This is a genomic window from Sphingomonas sp. Leaf357 (assembly GCF_001423845.1).
Taxonomy (GTDB): Bacteria; Pseudomonadota; Alphaproteobacteria; order Sphingomonadales; family Sphingomonadaceae; genus Sphingomonas.
Map to the genome: position 1 here is coordinate 1,182,929 of NZ_LMPM01000001.1, position 18,885 is coordinate 1,201,813.

The following is an 18,885-nucleotide window of genomic DNA, read 5'->3' on the forward strand; positions in this document are numbered from 1 at the left end:
TGTTCTGGCACCCGCTAGGGCTTCAAGCCTTCGCGCGGATGAATCTCGCGCAGCGGGACATCGTTCACGGTGGCCGGCGTGGCGTCGATCAGGACGAAGGCGACCCGTGCTGTTACGTCCGCACTGGGGTTGCGCCAGCTGTGGATGGTGCCGCGCTGCACGACGATGCCGCCGGGTTCGACCAAGGTGGAGTGTCTGTCGTCCAGGATAAGTTCGATCGCACCCGAAATGACGATGCCGTAATCCAAGCTGTTGGTGCGATGCATCGGCGCAACGGTGCCCGGCAGCATATCGACAACTCGGATGATCGACCCGCCCGGCAGGGTCAGATCGAGCTTCCGTTCGCGGCCATCGCTGGCGTCGTCATTATCGACCGGCAGGCCCTGCGACGACCAGATCGTCGTATGCAGCGACGTTCCGCTGGGATTGGGCACGCCATCGAACGCGGCGTCGGACAGCACTACAGCCTTGCCGGCGGCATCATGCCCGGTGACGATGCGGCGTACGGGGGGCAAGGTCGGCATATCAGCTCCCATCGGTAATCACGGTGCCGCCATCGACGGTGAGCACCTGGCCATTGACGAAGCCGCCGGCCGGCGCGGCAAGAAAGACCGCGGTGCCGGCGATCTCGTATGGCTGGCCCATGCGGCGCAGCGGGGTCATCTGCATCCGTCGCGCCATAAAGGCGGCATCGGCTTTCAGATGGTCGGCCAGGCGCGTGTCGATAAGCCCGGGCGCGATCGCGTTGGCGCGCACGCCCTTCGGGCCCCATTGCACGGCGATGTTGCGCGCCAGTTGGGTGACGCCCGCCTTGGCGAGCGCATAGGCATCGATCTTGGCATTGCCGCGCAGCGCCGAAATGCTCGCGGTGAGGATCACCGACGCGCCCTCGCGCTTGGCCATGTGCGGCAAAGCGTGCTTGGTCAGCACCACCATCGAGCGCAGATTGATCGCCAGGACCCGATCGAAAACGGACATGTCGAGCGGATCCGCCGCCGGGCCACCCTGGATGCCGGCATTGGACACCAGAATGTCGATGCCGCCGAACCGGTCCACCGTCTGCGCCACCAAAGATGCGATGGCGGCATCGTCGGACACGTCGCAAACGATGCCCGTCGCGCGACCCGTGTTCTCGCCGGCATTAAGAGTCTCGGCGGCAGCGGCGGTGTCCTCGGCGTTTTCGCTCGACACGACCACCGTCGCTCCATGCGCCACCATCGCCTCGGCGATCGCATAGCCCAGGCCGCGGCTCGACCCGGTGACGATCGCGACCCGTCCCGAAAGATCGAACAGGTTCTTCATCGTGGCTCAACTCTCATCGTCATCCTCTCACGCCATTCTTTATTGATGACATAATCAATTACTGTTATCGAGACAAGCGGGGTCGAAAGCGTGCGGAGCGCCGAAAGCGTCGAGATAGGACGACGTCTGCTAATTTTCGTTTGCATTCCCACATTAATTGATGTTACCGTCAATAGTCGGTCGGAAAGAACCGTTTGGAGGAGGGTTATGAAAGGCTTCATGTTGGGATCGGCGTCTGTCCTGGCGATTTTCGCCGTGCCGGCGCACGCGCAAGGCGCGCCTTCGGATGCGACGCAGAACGGCTCCGGGCCGCAGGCGGAAATTCCGCAGACCGTCGTCGGGCACGAGGGAGAACTCGAAGAGATTATCGTTACCGCGCAGCGGACCGAGCAGTCGGCGCAAAAGGCACCGATCGCGATCGCGGTGGTCCGGCCCGAGGAGCTGATCCGCCAGAACGTCACGCGCGCAGAGGATCTGTCGCGTGTCGTGCCGGCGTTGGTGGCGACCGCATCGGGCGGTGCCAATACCAGCTTCTTCGTGCGCGGTGTCGGCAACACCACGACCAATTCGTACAGCGACCCGGCGATCTCGTTCAATTACGACGGCGTCTATATCGGTCGCCCGAACTCGACCCAGGGTTTCTTCTACGACCTGCAGCGCATCGAAGTGCTGAAGGGGCCGCAGGGCACGCTCTATGGCCGCAATGCGACCGGCGGCGCGATCAACGTCCTGCCCAACCGTCCCGAACTCGGCGTGACCAGTGGAGAAGTTCAGGCCAGCTACGGCAACTACAATGCCATCCAGGCGCAAGGCGCGCTGAACCTGCCGATCGGCGGCAGCGGGGCGTTCCGCCTGGCGGGCGCGATCAACCGGCACGACGGCTATCTGTCGGACGGCACCAGCGACCAGAAGGAATATGCCCTGCGCGCGCAGGTGCTGGCCGATCTGACGCCCGCGCTGACCACGCGGATCGGTGTCGATTACGCGCATCAGGGTGGCCGGGGCACCGGTTCCTATCTCTACGGCACCTATGCATATGCTCCGGCCACCGGCTTCGTCTTCACGCCGACGCCGCAGTTCGGCCCCAAGGTCGGGGTACACGATCCCCGCACCGAAGCATTCGTCCAGAACATCTTCGTCTCGCAGGTCGGTCGAACCTCCGAGGCCACCGGCACGCTGCCCAGCCAGAACAACGCGGTATGGGGCATCACCAACGAAACCAACTGGACGACCGGTGCGGGAACGCTGACGGTCCAGGCCGCCTATCGCCAGTCCGACATTAATGCGCTGTCGACCACGTCCAACTTCCGCGGCGCCTATGCTGACGAGCACACCGATCAGGCCACGCTCGAGGCGCGCTTCGCCGGAAAGGCCGGCCCGGTCGATTATCTGGTGGGCGCGTTCCTGTTCGACGAGGATATCGACGCCGCGAACTCGATCAACCAGATCGTCACGGTCCCGTTCCAGACCTACAAGACCGGCACCAACTCGAAGGCCGTGTTCGGGCGCCTCGCGCTGCATGCCACCGATGCACTGACGCTCACGGCGGCCGGCCGCTACACCGACGACAGCAAATACATGAGCGGCCTGAGCAACGTCTTCACGCTGAACTGCGGCAATCCCTTCGCGCCCCCGCAGGACCTGTGCCCGACATTGCCGTTGGTGCCGCTCGTCCGTACGCCGGCGGAGCTCATCGCCTTCTATACCTCGCGTGGAATCCTCGTCGGCAACAATGGCGTGAACCCGGCTCCGGTGCTCAACACGCCGCGCGTCCTGAATACCCAGATTCCGATCGACGCGACGCTGGAGACGAAGAAGTTCACCTATCGCCTCGCCGCAGACCTGCAGCTCACGCCGTCGAACCTGCTCTATGCCAGCTACGAGACCGGTTTCCATGCCGGCGGTTTCAGCTTCGGGAAGGGAGTCGAAACCTACAAGCCGGAGTCGATCCGCGCCTTTACGGTCGGCTCCAAGAACCGGTTCTTCGGCAACCGCGTGCAGTTGAACATCGAAGGCTTCTACTGGAAGTACAAGGACCAGCAGGTCAGCCAGTTCGGCACCGATTTCAGCACGCCGCCGATCTCGGTCTTCTACACCACCAATATCGGCAGCAGCACGATCAAGGGCGTCGATGTCGATCTCGACGCCCGGGTGACGCCGACCACGCGGATCGGCGGTAGCGTCCAATATCTCGACACAAGCTACGACACGTTCATCTTCAACGTTACGACTGCCGCTCCCACCCCGCCGAACTACGCCTGCCCGGCGCCGATCGTCGGCGGCTTCTACCGCGTGGATTGTTCCGGCAAGCAGGCGTTATTCTCGCCGAAATGGTCGTTTAACGCCAATATCGAACAAACGATCAAGCTCGACGGCTTCAGGCTGGTCGCACAGGGCGGAACCCGCTGGCGCGGCGATTTCTACGCTGCCACTACCTACCAGCCCTGGGTGATCTCAAAGGCGGCATTCCAGTCGGACGCGTCGTTGACGCTCGCGCCCGACTCGGACGGCTGGTTCGTCACAGCCTTCGTCAACAATATCGAAGACAAGCGCCGCATCACGCAGTCCAACGTCAACGGCACGTTGAGCACGCAGTCGGCCATCGCCACGGCCCCGCGAACCTACGGCATCCGCATCGGGGGACGGTTCAAATAAGTGGGCCGGACCCCGAGCGAGACGCTCGCGGGCCTTGTAATTGACGAATGCATCAATTATCTACGTGGACAGCAACGCTGAGTAGGAAAGCATCATGACGGCCCGAGTCACCGATCTTCATTATGTCGCCCACGCGGTCCCGGATCTGGTCGCGGAACGCAAATTCTATGGCGAGACCTGGGGCCTGACGGAGGTCGCGGAAGAAGATGGGAAGGTCTATTTCGCGGCGGAAGGCTCCGAGCATCCGTTCGTCATTCGCCTGCGGCAGGACGACGAGAAGAAGACCGATCTGATCGGATTCTCGGCGGAGTCGAAGGCCGACGTGGATGCGATTTACGCCCAGGCGATCGCCGCGGGTATGAAATCGATCCGCGAGCCCGGTCCGGCCGAGGGGCCGCAAGGGGGGTATGCGGCGCGTTTCTTCGATCCCGAAGGTCGGGCGCTCGAAGTGATCTGCGACGTCACCAAGCGCGCGTCGCGCACGCTCGCCAAGGGCGAGTCGATCCCGATCGGGATAAGCCACGTCGTGTTCCATTCCCCCGATCACAAGGGCCTGACGAAATTCTATCAGGACGTCCTCGGCTTCAAGGTCTCGGACTGGCTGGGTGAGTTCATGGTATTCCTGCGCTGCAATCCGGCGCACCACCGGCTTGCCATCATGCCCGGCAAGCCGGCGCTCAACCACGTCGCGTTCGACGTCAGCTCCATCGATGAGATGATGCGCGGCCTGGGCCGTTTGACCAGGGAAGGCGTGACGCTGAGCTGGGGGCCGGGCCGCCACACCGCCGGCAACAACACGTTCACTTATTATCTGACGCCCAACGGCAACGCGGTCGAATATACCTCCGATGTCGAAGAGTGCGACGACGAATGGGTGCCCAACACCTATGAGATGAACGCCCAGATCTCCGATCAATGGGGCACCGGCCGGATCATCCCCGGCAACGTGCCGCATCAGACGGCGGAAGCCGACAAGGGTCTGTGGTGCGTACCGGCTTGAACCGGGGGACGCGAGGATCCGGCAGGTCATGGTGAAGAACGTTCTCGTCGTCGGTGGCGGCATCGGCGGGATGTCGGCGGCGCTGGCGCTCACCCGGCGCGGCATGCAGGTGGCGCTGATCGATTCCGATCCCAATTGGCGTGTCTACGGCGCGGGAATCACGATCACCGGCATGTCGCTGCGCGCGTTCGACGATCTCGGCGTGCTCGATGACATTCGCGCACGCGGCTTCGTGCACAACGGGATGCGGCCGCGCCGCTTTACCGGCGAAGTGCTGCCCGGACCGCCGCTCGCCGCCGAAAATGCGCCACCGGTCATGCTCGGGGGTGGCATCATGCGTCCCGTCCTGCACGACATCCTGTCGACGCGCGTGCGGGCGACGGGGATCGACGTGCGGCTCGGGGTCGCGGTCCAGGCCATCGACCAGGACGACACCGGCGTCGATGTCGTCCTGAACGACGGCACCAAGGAGCGCTATGATCTCGTCGTCGGTGCCGACGGCATCTTTTCGACGATGCGCACGATGCTCTTCCCGGATGCGCCGAAGCCCAAATTCACCGATCAGGGGTGCTGGCGGATCGTCGCCGATCGACCGCCGGAGATCGATCGCGCGGAGATCTATTTCGGCGGACCGATGAAGATCGGCATGTCGCCGATCTCGCAGGACCAGATGTATGTCTTCCTGCTCGAGCATGTTCCCGGCAACCCGTGGTTCGCGCCGGAAACGCATGTCGCGCATCTGAGCGAATTGATGGCTCCCTTCGGCGGACACATCCCGGCGATCCGCGCGGCGCTCGGCGACGATTCGAACATCGTCTATCGGCCGCTCGAATGGCTGTTGCTGCCCGATCCCTGGTACAAGGGGCGCGTCGTCCTGATCGGCGATGCCGCGCACGCGACGACGCCGCAGATGGCGTCCGGCGCGGGGTTGGCGGTCGAGGACGGGCTGGTGCTCGCCGACGAACTGTCCAAGACCGACGACATCGCGGTAGCCTTGCGCGGCTTCATGGATCGCCGGTTCGAGCGCGCCAAACTGGTGGTCGAGACCTCGGTCAAGTCGGGCGAACTGGAAATCGCGGGCGCACCTCAGACCGGCATCATGGCGGCCGCGAACAAGACGCTGGCGCAACCTTACTGACATGGCGGCGTCGCGCGACCGTTCGCGGCGGCAAACAGACAGGATCGATCCATGAGCTTTTCAGACCCGCGCATTGCGCCGTCCCGCACGCTGGAAGAGTTGCGTGAGGACACGATCAGGCGGATCAAGGGCAACGGCTATCCCGGCCGGGGCATTCGCCTGGCCGATGCCGAGGTCGCGATGGCCGAACTGTCCTCGCTCGACCCCGACGATTGGGCGAAGGTGTGGATGGCGGCGGGCGATGGCGTGATCGCGGAGGCCGAACGCGTCGCCAGCCCCGACGCGCAGCGCGAGCTCTACAAGACGGCCTTTTCGACCTATACGATGGGGCGGTTCCCGACCCCCACGACGCCCGGCAAGCAGACCTCCTACGGCAAGGCGATCGAGGCATACATGCGCTACGCCGAGTTGCTGCCGCAGAAGCTGGAGGTCGTCCGCATCCCCTTCGAAGGCAAGGAGATCATCGGGTATTTCCGCAAGCCCGAAGGCGCCGGTCCGTTCCCGCTGATGGTCCAGTGCGGCGGCCTCGATTACTGGAAGGAACAGGTCGCCGACGAGGCGCTCAACTATCTGCCGCACGGCATCTGCGTGATGGGGCTCGACATGCCCGGCACCGGCCAGGCCCCGATCAAGGGCGATGTCGGTGCGGAGCGGATGTTCACGACCGTATTCGACTGGGCGCAGACCCGCCCCGATATCGACGGCACGCGCATGTTCATGCGTGGTGTCAGCTGGGGCGGCCACTGGGCGACGCGGGTCGCGATCGCCGAGAAGGATCGCCTGCTCGGCGCGATCAACCATGGCGGCGCGGTGCATCATTTCTTCCAGCCGGAATGGCAGTTGAAAGCGCTCGGCACGCGTGAATATCTCATGGATCTGTTCGGCGCGCGCGCAAACGTGTTCGGGGTCAAGACGCTCGACGAGTTCCTCGAATACGGCCCGCGCATGTCGCTGCTGATCGACGACCAGATCGATCTGCCGACCGCACCGATGCTGGTGATGAACGGTGCTAAGGACAGCCAGGTGCCGATCGCCGACCAACTGCTGCTGCTCCAGCGCGGCGACGCGAAGGAAGCCTGGATCAATCCCAAGGGCGTCCACATGGGCTTCGGTGCCGGATGGGGCCCGGAGCGGACGATCAAGGACATCATCGTCCCCTGGCTGCTAAAGAAGCTCGCGCAGCATAAAGACAGCCAGGCCGGTTGAGGCGGGCGCGGCGATACTGCCGGAGCCCATTCGACACGATGCCTGAGCGGAGAGGAACGGATATGGACGTGACGCAGACTGGCACGCTACCGCGCAAAGGCCCGGTCGCAGCCTACGGCCTGACCTTGCTGTTCCTCGCCAACATGCTGAACTATGCCGATCGCAGCCTGCTCGGCATTGTTGTCGAGCCGATCCGCAAGGAATTGCTGCTCAACGACACCCAGATCAGCATCGTTTCGGGCTTCGCCTTCTCCCTGTTCTACCTGATCGCCGGGATCGCCATCGCGCGCTGGGTCGATCGTGGCAATCGCCGGTTGATCCTCGCTTTGGGGGTGGCCTTATGGTCGGCCGCGACGGCGGCGACCGGCCTGGCACAGGGGTTCGTCTCTCTCGCCTTGTGCCGCATGCTCATCGGCGTGGGCGAGGCGACCGTCTTTCCGGTCGCCTTGTCGCTTCTGGCCGATCTCTATCCAGGCCCCCGGCTGTCACGCTCGGTCTCCATCTTCCAGGCGAGCGGCGGCGTCGGAATCATGGCCGGCGCGGTGCTGGCCGGGCTTTTGGCGGCATCGTTCGGCTGGCGCGCGACGTTCGGACTTTTCGGCGTGGTCGGGGCGCTGGTCGTCCTGCTGATCGCGTTTACGATGCGACCGACGCCGCGCACCGCCGCGCACGGCCCGAAGGAGCTGGAAAACGGCGGGGTTCCGCCCGAAGACGGTCGATTGCTGCCAGCGGTGCGCGCCATTCTGACGGTTCCCGGCTTCGCTTGGCTCGCTTTCGGCTATGCCGTCTCGAACATGATGCTGGCCTGCCTGCCGACCTGGGCTCCCGCCTTCCTGCTGCGGTCCCACGGCGTGGAACTCGCTCATATCGGTGCCGTGGTCGGCCCGCCGGCAGTGATCGGCGGCCTTGCCGGCACGATCCTGTCAGGTATCTTCTCCAGCAGGCTGATCGCGCGCAGCGGCAATCGCCGGGCCGGGCTGATCGTGCCGATCGTTGCCTTGCCGCTGGCGGTACCGGCGTTCGCGCTGTTCCTGTTCGCGCCGTCGCTACCGGTGGTGATGATCGGGATCGGGGTGATGAACTTCATGTTGTCGAGTTCGCTCGGGCCCTGCGTCGCGCTGGCGGTGTCGCTGGTCTCGCCGAACAGGCGCGGCCTGACCTCGACGATCATGCTGATCGTACAGACGATCATCGCCTTCGCGCTCGCGCCGCTGATCGTCGGCGCCGCAAGCGATGCGTTCCGGCCGAGCTATGGCGAGGAGGCGCTGCGTCACGGATTGACGCTGATGCTGGTGACGCCGCTGCTGGCATCGTTGCTGCTGTGGATCGCGCGCCGCCGCATCGTTGCGGGCTGAAGCGGTGCGGCTGCCGCCTCTCGATCCGATCGGGAAACCGCCGCGAACCGATCGACGCAGGTTGCCATGATGCCGGCATCCGGTCGCTGCGACGGACTACATGTCTTGGCCGGAATGCTCTTGCCGGCGGTGATCAGCCAAGAGCGTGGGACTTTCGGGACGGTTTAGAGATGGCACAGGAATATTGGTTTCATCACGTCGGCTTGAGCGTGACGGACTTCGAGGGTTCGATCGACTGGTATGCGCGGGTACTTGGCTTTCGATGCCAGGGGCGCTTCCACAACCCCAATATCCCGGCCGACATGGCAATGCTGCGGAACGGCGACATGCACGTCGAATTGTTGTGCGTGCCCGGCTCCGTTCCGGTCCCGCCGGAGCGTACCATCCCCGACGAGGATCTCAAGACCTGCGGCAACAAGCACATCTCGTTCGCCTGCGCCGATGTGCCGGCCGCGATCGAGGACATCCGTTCCCGCGGCGGTGACGTCGTCTGGATCAAGGACAATGGCGGCGGGCGGATCAACGCGTTCATCCGCGATCACGAGGGTAATCTGATCGAATTCATGCAGCGCGCGCGCGTGGAGGACCATCAGGCGTTTCTACAGGACGTGCGATCCACCACGCCCGCCTGACGATCGCGGTATCGGGTGGCCAAAGCCCTGCCGGACAGTGGCGCGGAGCCGCTACCGCCCAACCATGAACGAGCGTTTCAACTCGGTGTGAAACTTCGGGGACAGCGCGACGTTGGACGGGCGATGCTGGCGGAAGGCTCCGGTTGTGGCTCGGTGCCGGAATACGGGCCAATTGCGGCGCGATCATATCGTCGGCGTATCGATCGGTTTGGCCAATTCCGCCCCGACGATATTGCCCATGTCGTGTGAGCTGGTAATCCCCTGGATGAACGGATGTCGTCCCAGGATGTACGGGATACTGAGGCAATAAAGTCCTCGCGCCGCAGGGTGTTCGGAAACCGGGTGAAAGGTTTCGTCGATCGCGACTCCCTTGGGGCCGTTCTCATCGCCCTCCGCGGCATCGCGGACCACGCCCTGTTCGAGCAAGGTCGGGAACGGGAAAGTGTCGATGGCGAGCGGGCGTTGCCCGGTGGCTTCGATGAAGACCGGGTAATGCTCCCGCTCGCTATTGCATAGGACGGTGGCCCCGGATTCCCTGCCGTGCGTATCGATCCGCGCGCCGTCGCCGAGCGCGGTGACGCTGAGCCGCCCAGCCCGATGCAGCGCCATCATCCGCTCGATCGAGACATGGGGGACGGTCGCATATTCGTCGACGAAGACCGGCTTCAGATAGCGGTTGAACCGTTCGAGCGCTTCGACATTGAGATGCGGCGCGATCAGGGCGAGCACTTCGTGCATGCGCAGGATGGCATAGCGCCACGGCACGGTGACGGCCGCCGCGTAATTCGCGCGTGCCTCGGCGAGATTGGTCTCGGCCCAGGCGAACGGGTCGGTCGCGACGCGCTCGGCGAAGTAGCGATCGGCGAAATCCTCCAGTGCAAGCCCCGCGAGCCCGACCCGGGCGGCGTAGTCCGGATCGGCCCGCAGCAACTCCTGCTTGAACAGCGCGTAGGACTGTTCAAGCAAGGTGTCGCACTGCTCTTCGATCAGCAGGTTCACTGCTTCGGGCGTGCAGATCGCGAGTGGTTCGTAGGGCACCGGGTGATGGAAATCCGCCTCCGGCAACAACCCCTTGCGGGACATCATGGTCATGTCGAACGCCTCGGCCCCGGGATTGAGGCGATAGTCGATCGCCTGATGGTCGGTCTCGATGAACGTGCCGTGCGCCACCGCCAGCGCGACCGCGGCATCGATCGCGGTCAGCGAACTGCCGCGAATGCCGACCTTGGCGGCGGGAATACGCTGCAACGCGGTCGCCGGCCACGGGCTGAGGAAGTAACCGGGGCGGACCTCGGGCTCCTCGGGCCATCGATGCCCGGTGGCGAGCACGACCCGGTCGAACCTGCTTTGATATGGTGCTCCCTTTGTCGGAGCGACCGAAAGGCACAGGCCATCCGCCACGGCCGCAATGTCGAGGACCCGGCAGCGCGTCGCGATCTCGACCGTGATGCCATGGTCGCGTGCGCGGGCGATCAACGCGGTGAACTGATCCAGGAAATATTCGCCTAGCGCCAGGCGCGGATAGAAAGCGTGATCGTCGATCTGGTCAGGATCGATGCCGAGACGGACGAGCCGCGCACGGGGCTGTCGCTCGAGCCACGCGATCAAAGTTTCGTCGATCGGCGGAATCTCGACACTGGCGATGTTCGACAGCATCGCCGGATCGTTCCATCCCGGCCGGTATGGCGTCCCGAGCCCGGCGCGCGGCTGCTCCTCGAAGATGGTGATCTCCCCTGGCAGGATCTCCTCGTCGAGAAGCGCGCACAGAGTGTAGATCGTGGTCGGGCCGGCACCGACAAAGGCAATGGACAAGGACATGCGAACGGGAACGCCCGTCGTGCGAATTCGTGGCATCGCGCGGATGTCGCACCGCATCGTGTCGCCCGGTTCGGTGGTGGCAGACGGTGCGGGGCCGCATAAAGTCCTCTTGGCAGCGGCACCGCGTCCGGGCACACCGCTGCGATGTTTTCCACGCTGCTTCTGCTCGCCGCCCAGGCCGCCGCCGCCCCCGCGGCACCCCCGCTTGCCGTATCTGCTCCCGCGCCGACCGCGGCACCGCGATGGCCGACACGCGAAGCCGATTTCAGCATCAGGGATTTTCGCTTCGTCTCGGGGGAGACGCTGGCGGACCTGCGGATCCACTACACGACGCTGGGCCAGCCGCACCGCAATGCGCGGGGGGACATCGACAATGCGGTGATGGTGCTGCACGGGACGGGCGGCACCGGCAAGCAGTTCCTCGCTCCGCAATTCGCGGACGAACTCTATGGCCCGGGCCAGCCGCTCGACATCCGTCGCTACTGGATCATCCTGCCCGATGGCATCGGGCATGGCGGGTCGTCCAAACCCTCCGACGGGCTGAGGATGCGGTTCCCCCATTACGATTATGCCGACATGGTCGACGCGCAATATCGGCTGCTGAGCGAAGGGCTGGGGATCCGTCGGATGCGGCTGATCATGGGCACGTCGATGGGCTGCATGCATGGCCTGATGTGGGGCGAGACGCATCCGGATTTCGCGCGTGCGCTGATGCCACTGGCGTGCGAGCCGGTGCCGATCGCCGGGTTGAACCGCATGTGGCGGCAGTTGGTGATCGATGGGATCAAGGCGGATCCCGCATGGGCCGGCGGCGATTACAAGACGCAGCCGCTGCAGGGTCTGCGAACGGCCCAGACCGCCTTGTTCATCGCCGGTGCCGCGCCGCTCAATCTTCAGGCATCTTATCCAATGCGCGATGCCGCATCTGCCTTTGCGCAGGACCGGGTCGCCAAGGCGTTGCCGCTGCTCGACGCGAACGACCTGATCTATCAGGTCGACGCCTCGCGGACCTACGATCCCTCGGCGAAGCTCGCGGCGATCACCGCGCCGCTCGTCTGGATCAATTCGGCGGACGATTTCATCAATCCGCGCAATCTGGATTATCCCGTGCGCGCGGTTCGGCAGATGAAGTCCGCGCGGTTCCGCCTGATTCCCGAGACGACCGACACGCACGGGCACGGGACGCACACCTGGGCCGTCAACTGGAAGGCCGATCTTGCCGATCTGCTGGCGCGGACGGAGCGGGTGCCGGAATAGTCTGCCCTTGGCGGTCCAGGCCGGCCCCAGCGTTGGAACGGCCTATCCGGCAACGCGTTGGCTTCGGATGAACGGTCTTCCTCTGCTCGCCTCGGTCGCCCTGCTCGTCGCCGACCCCGGCAGCATCGCTGCGATGAAATGGGAGCGACGCGTGCTGCTGATCAGCGCACCGAGCGCGAAGACCGCCGAGCTTGCCGCGCAGCGCCGCATCATCGCTCGCTGGAAGGACGAGAGTGCGGCCCGCGACCTGAGCATCGTGGAAGTGGTTGCCCAGACGGTATCGGGCGCGAACGATACCGCCGCCGCGCTCCGCAAGACGTATCGGTTGCCCGCGACAGGTTTCGCCGCGATCCTGATCGGCAAGGACGGCGGTGAAAAACTGCGCAGCGCGCATCCCATTCCCGCCATCGTGCTCGAACGAACCATCGATGCCATGCCGATGCGTCAGGCCGGTAAGCGGTAATTTTCCCGGCCGGCGGGCACCGCATCGGTTTGGGCGACGAGAGCCCCACGCCCATTGCGCCCTTCGGAAATGAAGGGAGATCCCGTCCTGGATTTGTAAAATTTCATCAAAGGCGTCCGGTCACACCTTGCCTCGAACATAAGGCTCGGCCACGCGTTGCACCCACCTGATGGACGGTCTGCACTCACCGCGACCAAAAGACGAAACAGGAAGGAAATGATATGGCGGCCGACAAGATGGACATCGATCAGGCGACGATCCTCGACAATGTCGAGGAACGGATGGTGGAATTCAGCGCCGAGGTCGATGGCGAGGATTATGATTTCGGCGTGCAATATTCGGTGCTGAAGGCGCTGAGCGGGGATGAGCCGGAAGACGATGCGGTCCAGATGTTCAACATGTTCAGCGACGAGATCGCCGAAGCCGGTCTAGCCGCGCTGGCGCGTGACAGCGATCCGGCGATGATCGTGATCAGCGAAAACGACCTCGAATAATCTCGCCATGCCGGCGACGCGGGTGCTTCTCGTCTGTCTCGCCAACATCTGCCGTTCGCCGCTGGCGGAAGCAGCCTTCCGTCGGGAACGCCGATCGTACCGGCGTCATGATGGGATATCGCTTCCGCCGGCATCGGGGCTGGCATGTCGGTGATCCGCCCGACCGGCGTGCGCAGGCGACCGCGCGGCTTCTATCCGTTCGAAGCGAAAACGCCGTAACGTTCGCGCCAGGCGGCGACTTCGTCGTGCAGATGCGCAGGCGCAGGGTCTCCCGACAGGACCAGACGGGCGACATCGTTCTCGGGGTGCATCAGCATCTTCCGTGATCCATCGCTGAACCACACGGGAACCAGTTGATCGCACACGCTGTCAAGGACGGCGGCGGCCATGCCCTTCTCGATCGCGTCGGCACCGTTGAGCGCCCGAACGGTGATCGATACGCCCTCGAAGCAGTTTTGCGGCTGCTGGACGAAATTGAGCGACACGAGCAGGCCGGACCGGTCGGGCCGGGCGGCATCGGGCATGCTCGCGACCCTTCGCCAGGCGCAGAACCACGTCCGGCAGATGCGCGGGCGTTCGGCATGGATCCCGCATCCCCGGGCCGAAAGATGGACGCAGGGCGTGCCAGCGAGTTTCTTGAATTCGGGCGTGTCCACGGTCAGGACGGTGCAGCACGCCGTGCACTCGCCACACGCCCGATCGGGCAGGACCGGCCCCAGCAAAATGGTCTCGAGATCGGCCTCAGTGTCCATTCGTGTCGGGAGTGCCTCTGCGGGGATAGAAAGACAAGACCCGGGGCGGAGCGCCGAGCGACGCGAGGGGCCGACGCCGAAAACCCCGGCGCAAGGCGCGTCAGGTGTCGGTCATCACCCCCTGGAAGACGGGGTCTTCCAGCGCCAGCCCGGCACCCCGAGCCACGCAGGTCAGCGCATTCTCCGCGACGATCACGGGAAGGCCGGTGGCATCCGACAGAACCTGATCGAGCCGGGTCAGCAAACTGCCCCCGCCCGTCATCACGATCCCGCGATCCAGGATGTCCGCGGCCAGTTCCGGTTCGGTCTTCTCGAGCGCGGACAGGACGGCCTCGACGATCTGGCCCACCAGATCGCCCAGAAAGCCGGCGATTTCCTCCTCGGTCACCGTGATCTCGGCCGGGACGCCATGCAGCAGATCCCGTCCCTTCACGCGCAACGATGTGCCGTTCCCAGAGGAAGGCGCACGCGCGGAGCCGATATCGACCTTGATCCGCTCGGCGGTGGCTTCGCCGATCATCAGATTGTGGCGGCGCCGGATGCCGGAGGCGATCGCCTCGTCCATCCGGTCACCGCCGACCCGGACGGAGTTGCTGTACGCTAGGCCCCGCAGCGACAATACGGCCACTTCGGTCGTGCCGCCGCCGATATCGACGACCATCGCCCCGATCGGCTCGGTCACCGGCAGGCCGGCACCGATCGCCGCAGCCATCGATTCCTCGATCAGCGAGACCTTTCCGGCACCGGCATTGAAGGCCGCCTGTCGGATCGCCCGGCGTTCGACCATCGTCGCGCTCGCGGGGATGCAGATCGCGATGCTCGGGCGGCGCGGCAGGCGGCTCGCGCCGCCATGCGCCTTGTCGATGAAATGCTTGATCATCTGCTCGGCGACGTCGATGTCGGCGATCACGCCGTCGCGCATCGGGCGAACGGTGCGGATCGTGTCCGGCGTCTTGCCGAGCATCAGCTTCGCCTCGGCACCGATCGCACGGGTGCGGGAAACGCCGTCGATCGTCTCGATCGCCACCACCGAAGGTTCGTTCAGGACGATTCCCTTGCCCCGCACATAGACCACCGTATTCACCGTGCCGAGGTCGATCGCCAGGTCGTTGGACGCGAGCGAGAAAAACCGGGAAAGCCCCATTGCGATTCAATCTTTTGTTGTCGGACAAGACGGGCGACCCGCCCGCCTGCGCATCCGACTAATTTTCTCCCGACGCCAGCCGGATCAGGACGGACGGATGCATATTTGAGCCAGCAGACATTCTTGATCGTCGCTCGATCGGGATGAGAGCGCATTCGCTGCGGCCGATGTTGACCTCCGACCTCCGGCCATTAGTCTCACGGCCATGAACCCATCAGACTTGTCGCGCCGCGAGGCGCTCACCGCGGTCGCCGCCACCGCCGCGCTCGCCGCCGCTCCGGTCCGGGCTGCTGCGGCGCGAACGCCCGCCGCCGCCCTGCTCGATCGGCTCGCCTGGGGACTGCTCGAACTGCAACCGGGCGAGGCGACCCGGCTCGGCGTCGATACCGGCGTGCATTCAGCGCTTCGCGGCAAGCTGGACGATCGCTCGCCGGCGGGGGTCGCGCGGAGCCGCACATTCCTGTCCGACGCGCTGACGGCGCTGAAGCGCGTTTCCCGTGCCGGGCTCGACCCTTCCACGCTGACCAGCCTGGCGGTGACGGAAAGCGCGTTCCGCAACGCACTGGAGGGCATGGAGCTGCCGTACGGAGTCGCGACGATCGGCAGCTGGCGCAATACGCCCTATGGCGTGATCCAGAATGTCGGGGCGTGGCTCGACGTTCCGCAACTGCTCGACGGCGACCAGCCCGTGCGCACCGCCGCCGATGCGGAGGCCTATCTCGCGCGCCTGTCCGCCACGCCCGCGCAGCTCGATGGCGAGACGATGCGGATCGGGAGCGCGCGGCAGCAGGGTCTGGTGCCGCCCGCCTTCCTGCTCGACAAGACGATCGTGGGCGTGACGCAAACGATCGCCGAGGCGGCGCAGAGGGACGGGCCCTTCATCGGCCCGCTCGCGCGCAAGGTGACCGCGATTCCCGGCGATTGGACGGATCGCGCCGTGCGGGTCGTGCGGAGCGCGATCATCCCCGCGTTTGAGCGGCAACTCGCCGAATTGCGCGCGGAACGAGCGGTGGCGACCGATGCGGCAGGTTTGGGCACGCGCCCGCATGGCCCCGAATGGTACGCCTGGGGGCTGCGTGCCAGCACCACCACGAACCGCAATCCGGCCGAGATCCATGCGATCGGCCGGGCGCAGCTGATCGATCTGCAGGCGCGGATGGACACGATCCTGAAGGGCTTCGGCCTCGCCGAAGGCAGCGTCGCGGCGCGCGCCACCGCGCTGCAGGAGCGGCCCGGCATCGGCTTTCCCAACGATGACGAGGGTCGCCGCCAGATCGTCGCCTATATGCAGGGCAAGATCGACGCGATCCGCCCGCGCCTGCCTCAGGCCTTCCGGCGGCTGGTGAAAGGCAATCTCGAAATCCGGCGCATGCCGTTGGCGCAGGAGCCGGGTGCGCCAGCCGCGTATGGCGGGCCAGGGTCGCTCGACGGGAGCAATCCCGGCCGGATCTGGGTCAATCTGGCGGACCCCAAGATCCACAACAAGGTCACGATTCCGGATCTGGTGTTTCACGAAGGGATACCGGGCCATGTCTGGCAGGGGGATTATGCGCAGCAATTGCCGCTGATCCGCTCGATCCTGGCGTTCAACGCCTATTCCGAGGGCTGGGCGCTCTATGCGGAACAGCTCGCCGACGAACTGGGTATGTATGACGACGATCCCGCTGGGCGGCTCGGCTATCTGATGGGCCTGTCGTGGCGCGCGGTGCGGCTCGTGGTCGATACCGGCATTCACGCCATGGGCTGGTCGCGCGAGCGGGCACTGGACGAATTCATCGCCGCGACCGGCCTGCCGCGCAGCAACGCGGCCAGCGAAGTCGATCGCTATTGCGCGTGGCCGGGGCAGGCGTGCGGCTACAAGCTCGGCCAGACCGAGGTCGTCGCCCAGCGCGACCGGGCCAAGAAGGCGATGGGCGCGCGCTTCGACCTGCGCGATTTCGACCAGGCCGTGGTGGAAGGCGGCAACGTGCCGCTGAACGTGCTGGCGGACAACGTCACGCGCTATATCGGGACGGTTCCGAAGGGCTGAGATAGTCTAATGCCGTCCGTGCTGAGCTTGTCGGAGCACTGCCCTTTTCTTCGTTCGGCAGTTCCACCGGCCCGAAGAAAGGCGGCCCTTCGACAAGCTCAGGGCAGACGGGTAGGGTTCGGGGCTGATCGCCCTAATTGCGGTACAGCGCCTCCGCGTCGGCCTTGAAGCGGGCGCCACTGTCGCCGCGGCTGTAGAACATGTGCCCGCCGGGATAGACGCGCAACTGCACGCGCTCCGCCACGCCGAAGGCCGGCATCTGATCGACGATCAGGCGCGAGGCGAAGAACGGGCAGGACAGATCGTCCCAGCCGTGCACGATCAGCACGCGCATCTTGGCATCGGCGGCGATCGCCTTGCGCAGATCGGACACCGGCGTGTCGTCCGGCTTGCCGCGATCCCAGGCGCGGTTCACGGCGTAGGAGAGGGCGTTATATCGCGCCTCCGTCTTCCAGCCCACTTCGCGCGTTACGAAATCGACCATCGCGCTGGTGGTCGGCGCGATCAGCGCGTCGAGGATCGGATCGTTCGACTTCTGTTGCGGCGACCATGGAAAGGGATCGAACGCGGTGACGTTGGAATCGTAGACGCTGCCGATCGTGCCGTCGTTGCGGTGGACCTCGCGCAGAAACGTGCGGCTGTCGATCCGCCCGCCGAGCCGGCGGACCAGTGCGGGATCCAGCCCGGTCAGCTCGGTCACGCGGCCCACGATCCGCGCCGTCGCCTCGGGGTCCGAGCGTCCGCGCAACAGATCGCGCGCGAAATCGCCGCGCGTATAGGCCTCGACATCGCTCATCGCCGCCGGGGTCAGCCGCCCCTGCCGCTCGAGATTGGCCGCTGCCATCGAGGGCAGGTCGATCATCCACGGCAGGGGCGACAGCGCCGTGGCATCGTCGCCCGAAGCCGGGTCGAGATAGGGCGAGACCATGATCAGGCCGTTCACGCCCACGCCAATCTGCGATTGCAGCTCATAGGCGATGCGCGGCGCACGATAGCCGCCATAGCTTTCGCCCATGATGTACTTCGGCGAGCGCAACCGCCCGGCCTTGACCAGCCAGTCATAGACGACCTTCGACAGATATTTGATGTCGGGGTCGTTGGCGTAGAAAGCCTTCTTCGTCTCCGCCTCGTCGACCAGGCTGCGGCTGAACCCGGTGCCGACCGGATCGATGAAGACCAGATCGGTGAAATCGAGCCAGCTGTTGGGATTGTCACGCGCGATCGGCGCGTCGGACGGGGCGTCGCCCTGCGCACCGAACTGCACGCGCTTCGGCCCCACCGCGCCGAGGTTCAGATAGACCGACGCCGCGCCCGGCCCGCCGTTGAACGCGAAGGTCACGGGGCGCGCGGGATCGCGGCCGGGCACGGTATAGGCGGTGTAGACGACCTGCCCGATCTCCTTGCCCTTGTCGTCGCGCACGGAAATCATCCCGACGCTCGCCTGATAGGTGATCGCGCGGCCACCGATCCTCGCGGTCTGCGTGATCGTCTTGTCGGCGGACATCGGCGGCAGCTTGGGGCCTTCCTCCGTCTTCTTCTCGACCGTGGTGGTGGTCTTGTCGGCCTGGGCATGCGCGGCGGTGGCGGTGGCGAACAGCAGGAGAGCGGCGGACAGGAGGCGGGTGGCGGTCAACGGAATC

The 18,885-nt window shown here is 65.3% G+C and carries 17 protein-coding genes; 11 read left to right on the forward strand and 6 right to left on the reverse strand.

Annotation, left to right across the window (positions count from 1 at the left end; all coding sequences use genetic code 11):
• Positions 1-14 precede the first annotated feature (14 nt).
• Positions 15-524 carry a cupin domain-containing protein gene (locus tag ASG11_RS05565; RefSeq protein ID WP_055776223.1) on the reverse strand — a complete coding sequence of 170 codons (510 nt, stop codon included), beginning with the start codon at positions 522-524 and terminating at the stop codon, positions 15-17.
• A gap of 1 nt (position 525) precedes the next feature.
• Positions 526-1,302, reverse strand: a complete 777-nt coding sequence (locus ASG11_RS05570; protein WP_055776225.1) for an SDR family NAD(P)-dependent oxidoreductase — start codon at positions 1,300-1,302, stop codon at positions 526-528.
• Positions 1,303-1,509: 207 nt separating this feature from the next.
• On the opposite strand from ASG11_RS05570, the gene ASG11_RS05575 reads away from it, so the two are divergent.
• The 6 genes from ASG11_RS05575 to ASG11_RS05600 all read left to right on the forward strand — a co-directional run bounded on the left by ASG11_RS05575 (position 1,510) and on the right by ASG11_RS05600 (position 9,288).
• Positions 1,510-3,957, forward strand: a complete 2,448-nt coding sequence (locus tag ASG11_RS05575) for a TonB-dependent receptor (RefSeq protein ID WP_055776229.1) — start codon at positions 1,510-1,512, stop codon at positions 3,955-3,957.
• Positions 3,958-4,051: 94 nt separating this feature from the next.
• Positions 4,052-4,957, forward strand: coding sequence for a VOC family protein (locus ASG11_RS05580; RefSeq protein ID WP_055776232.1), 906 nt, complete (start codon positions 4,052-4,054; stop codon positions 4,955-4,957).
• 28 nt (positions 4,958-4,985) lie between these two features.
• A complete protein-coding gene (locus ASG11_RS05585) occupies positions 4,986-6,095 on the forward strand; it encodes an FAD-dependent monooxygenase (protein ID WP_055776235.1) in 1,110 nt (369 codons plus the stop codon).
• A 51-nt stretch (positions 6,096-6,146) separates the two neighbouring features.
• Positions 6,147-7,301 (forward strand): alpha/beta hydrolase family protein, encoded by a 1,155-nt coding sequence (locus ASG11_RS05590; RefSeq protein WP_082472613.1) that lies wholly within the window; start codon positions 6,147-6,149, stop codon positions 7,299-7,301.
• Between the two features lie 62 nt (positions 7,302-7,363).
• On the forward strand, positions 7,364-8,656 hold the full coding sequence (locus ASG11_RS05595) for a spinster family MFS transporter (protein WP_055776241.1): 1,293 nt from the start codon (positions 7,364-7,366) through the stop codon (positions 8,654-8,656).
• A 170-nt stretch (positions 8,657-8,826) separates the two neighbouring features.
• The gene (locus tag ASG11_RS05600; protein ID WP_055776242.1) at positions 8,827-9,288 is read left to right on the forward strand and encodes a VOC family protein; all 462 of its coding nucleotides are present in this window, start codon (positions 8,827-8,829) and stop codon (positions 9,286-9,288) included.
• Between the two features lie 183 nt (positions 9,289-9,471).
• On the opposite strand, the gene ASG11_RS05605 is transcribed toward ASG11_RS05600, so the two are convergent.
• Positions 9,472-11,163: an FAD/NAD(P)-binding protein gene (locus ASG11_RS05605; protein ID WP_330218891.1), complete on the reverse strand. Its 1,692-nt coding sequence runs from the start codon at positions 11,161-11,163 to the stop codon at positions 9,472-9,474.
• Positions 11,164-11,250: 87 nt separating this feature from the next.
• On the opposite strand from ASG11_RS05605, the gene ASG11_RS05610 reads away from it, so the two are divergent.
• The 4 genes from ASG11_RS05610 (at position 11,251) to ASG11_RS19090 (ending at position 13,474) form a co-directional block, all read left to right on the forward strand.
• Complete coding sequence (locus ASG11_RS05610; RefSeq protein ID WP_055776247.1) at positions 11,251-12,363, forward strand: alpha/beta fold hydrolase; 1,113 nt, start codon at positions 11,251-11,253, stop codon at positions 12,361-12,363.
• 67 nt (positions 12,364-12,430) lie between these two features.
• On the forward strand, positions 12,431-12,826 hold the full coding sequence (locus tag ASG11_RS05615) for a DUF4174 domain-containing protein (protein WP_055776250.1): 396 nt from the start codon (positions 12,431-12,433) through the stop codon (positions 12,824-12,826).
• Between the two features lie 221 nt (positions 12,827-13,047).
• Positions 13,048-13,320 (forward strand): DUF1488 family protein, encoded by a 273-nt coding sequence (locus ASG11_RS05620; RefSeq protein ID WP_055776253.1) that lies wholly within the window; start codon positions 13,048-13,050, stop codon positions 13,318-13,320.
• A gap of 7 nt (positions 13,321-13,327) precedes the next feature.
• Positions 13,328-13,474, forward strand: a complete 147-nt coding sequence (locus tag ASG11_RS19090) for an arsenate reductase/protein-tyrosine-phosphatase family protein (RefSeq protein WP_236697396.1) — start codon at positions 13,328-13,330, stop codon at positions 13,472-13,474.
• Positions 13,475-13,511: 37 nt separating this feature from the next.
• On the opposite strand, the gene ASG11_RS05625 is transcribed toward ASG11_RS19090, so the two are convergent.
• Together ASG11_RS05625 and ASG11_RS05630 are read right to left on the reverse strand one after the other, a co-directional pair.
• Positions 13,512-14,072: a YkgJ family cysteine cluster protein gene (locus ASG11_RS05625; protein WP_055776256.1), complete on the reverse strand. Its 561-nt coding sequence runs from the start codon at positions 14,070-14,072 to the stop codon at positions 13,512-13,514.
• Positions 14,073-14,172: 100 nt separating this feature from the next.
• Entirely contained in the window at positions 14,173-15,216 is a 1,044-nt protein-coding gene (locus ASG11_RS05630) for a rod shape-determining protein (RefSeq protein WP_055776259.1), read from the reverse strand.
• Positions 15,217-15,421: 205 nt separating this feature from the next.
• Between ASG11_RS05630 and ASG11_RS05635 the strand changes: the two genes are divergently transcribed.
• On the forward strand, positions 15,422-17,245 hold the full coding sequence (locus ASG11_RS05635) for a DUF885 domain-containing protein (protein WP_055776262.1): 1,824 nt from the start codon (positions 15,422-15,424) through the stop codon (positions 17,243-17,245).
• A gap of 133 nt (positions 17,246-17,378) precedes the next feature.
• On the opposite strand, the gene ASG11_RS05640 is transcribed toward ASG11_RS05635, so the two are convergent.
• Positions 17,379-18,878: a S10 family peptidase gene (locus ASG11_RS05640; RefSeq protein ID WP_055780358.1), complete on the reverse strand. Its 1,500-nt coding sequence runs from the start codon at positions 18,876-18,878 to the stop codon at positions 17,379-17,381.
• Positions 18,879-18,885 lie beyond the last annotated feature (7 nt).

What these genes read in the sequence shown, in the direction of transcription:
- ASG11_RS05565 (WP_055776223.1), bottom strand. Translation starts at nt 524, where the DNA reads ATGCCGACCTTGCCCCCCGTACGCCGCATCGTCACCGGGCATGATGCC.
- ASG11_RS05570 (WP_055776225.1), bottom strand. Translation starts at nt 1,302, where the DNA reads ATGAAGAACCTGTTCGATCTTTCGGGACGGGTCGCGATCGTCACCGGG.
- ASG11_RS05575 (WP_055776229.1), top strand. Translation starts at nt 1,510, where the DNA reads ATGAAAGGCTTCATGTTGGGATCGGCGTCTGTCCTGGCGATTTTCGCC.
- ASG11_RS05580 (WP_055776232.1), top strand. Translation starts at nt 4,052, where the DNA reads ATGACGGCCCGAGTCACCGATCTTCATTATGTCGCCCACGCGGTCCCG.
- ASG11_RS05585 (WP_055776235.1), top strand. Translation starts at nt 4,986, where the DNA reads ATGGTGAAGAACGTTCTCGTCGTCGGTGGCGGCATCGGCGGGATGTCG.
- ASG11_RS05590 (WP_082472613.1), top strand. Translation starts at nt 6,147, where the DNA reads ATGAGCTTTTCAGACCCGCGCATTGCGCCGTCCCGCACGCTGGAAGAG.
- ASG11_RS05595 (WP_055776241.1), top strand. Translation starts at nt 7,364, where the DNA reads ATGGACGTGACGCAGACTGGCACGCTACCGCGCAAAGGCCCGGTCGCA.
- ASG11_RS05600 (WP_055776242.1), top strand. Translation starts at nt 8,827, where the DNA reads ATGGCACAGGAATATTGGTTTCATCACGTCGGCTTGAGCGTGACGGAC.
- ASG11_RS05605 (WP_330218891.1), bottom strand. Translation starts at nt 11,163, where the DNA reads ATGCGGTGCGACATCCGCGCGATGCCACGAATTCGCACGACGGGCGTT.
- ASG11_RS05610 (WP_055776247.1), top strand. Translation starts at nt 11,251, where the DNA reads ATGTTTTCCACGCTGCTTCTGCTCGCCGCCCAGGCCGCCGCCGCCCCC.
- ASG11_RS05615 (WP_055776250.1), top strand. Translation starts at nt 12,431, where the DNA reads ATGAACGGTCTTCCTCTGCTCGCCTCGGTCGCCCTGCTCGTCGCCGAC.
- ASG11_RS05620 (WP_055776253.1), top strand. Translation starts at nt 13,048, where the DNA reads ATGGCGGCCGACAAGATGGACATCGATCAGGCGACGATCCTCGACAAT.
- ASG11_RS19090 (WP_236697396.1), top strand. Translation starts at nt 13,328, where the DNA reads ATGCCGGCGACGCGGGTGCTTCTCGTCTGTCTCGCCAACATCTGCCGT.
- ASG11_RS05625 (WP_055776256.1), bottom strand. Translation starts at nt 14,072, where the DNA reads ATGGACACTGAGGCCGATCTCGAGACCATTTTGCTGGGGCCGGTCCTG.
- ASG11_RS05630 (WP_055776259.1), bottom strand. Translation starts at nt 15,216, where the DNA reads ATGGGGCTTTCCCGGTTTTTCTCGCTCGCGTCCAACGACCTGGCGATC.
- ASG11_RS05635 (WP_055776262.1), top strand. Translation starts at nt 15,422, where the DNA reads ATGAACCCATCAGACTTGTCGCGCCGCGAGGCGCTCACCGCGGTCGCC.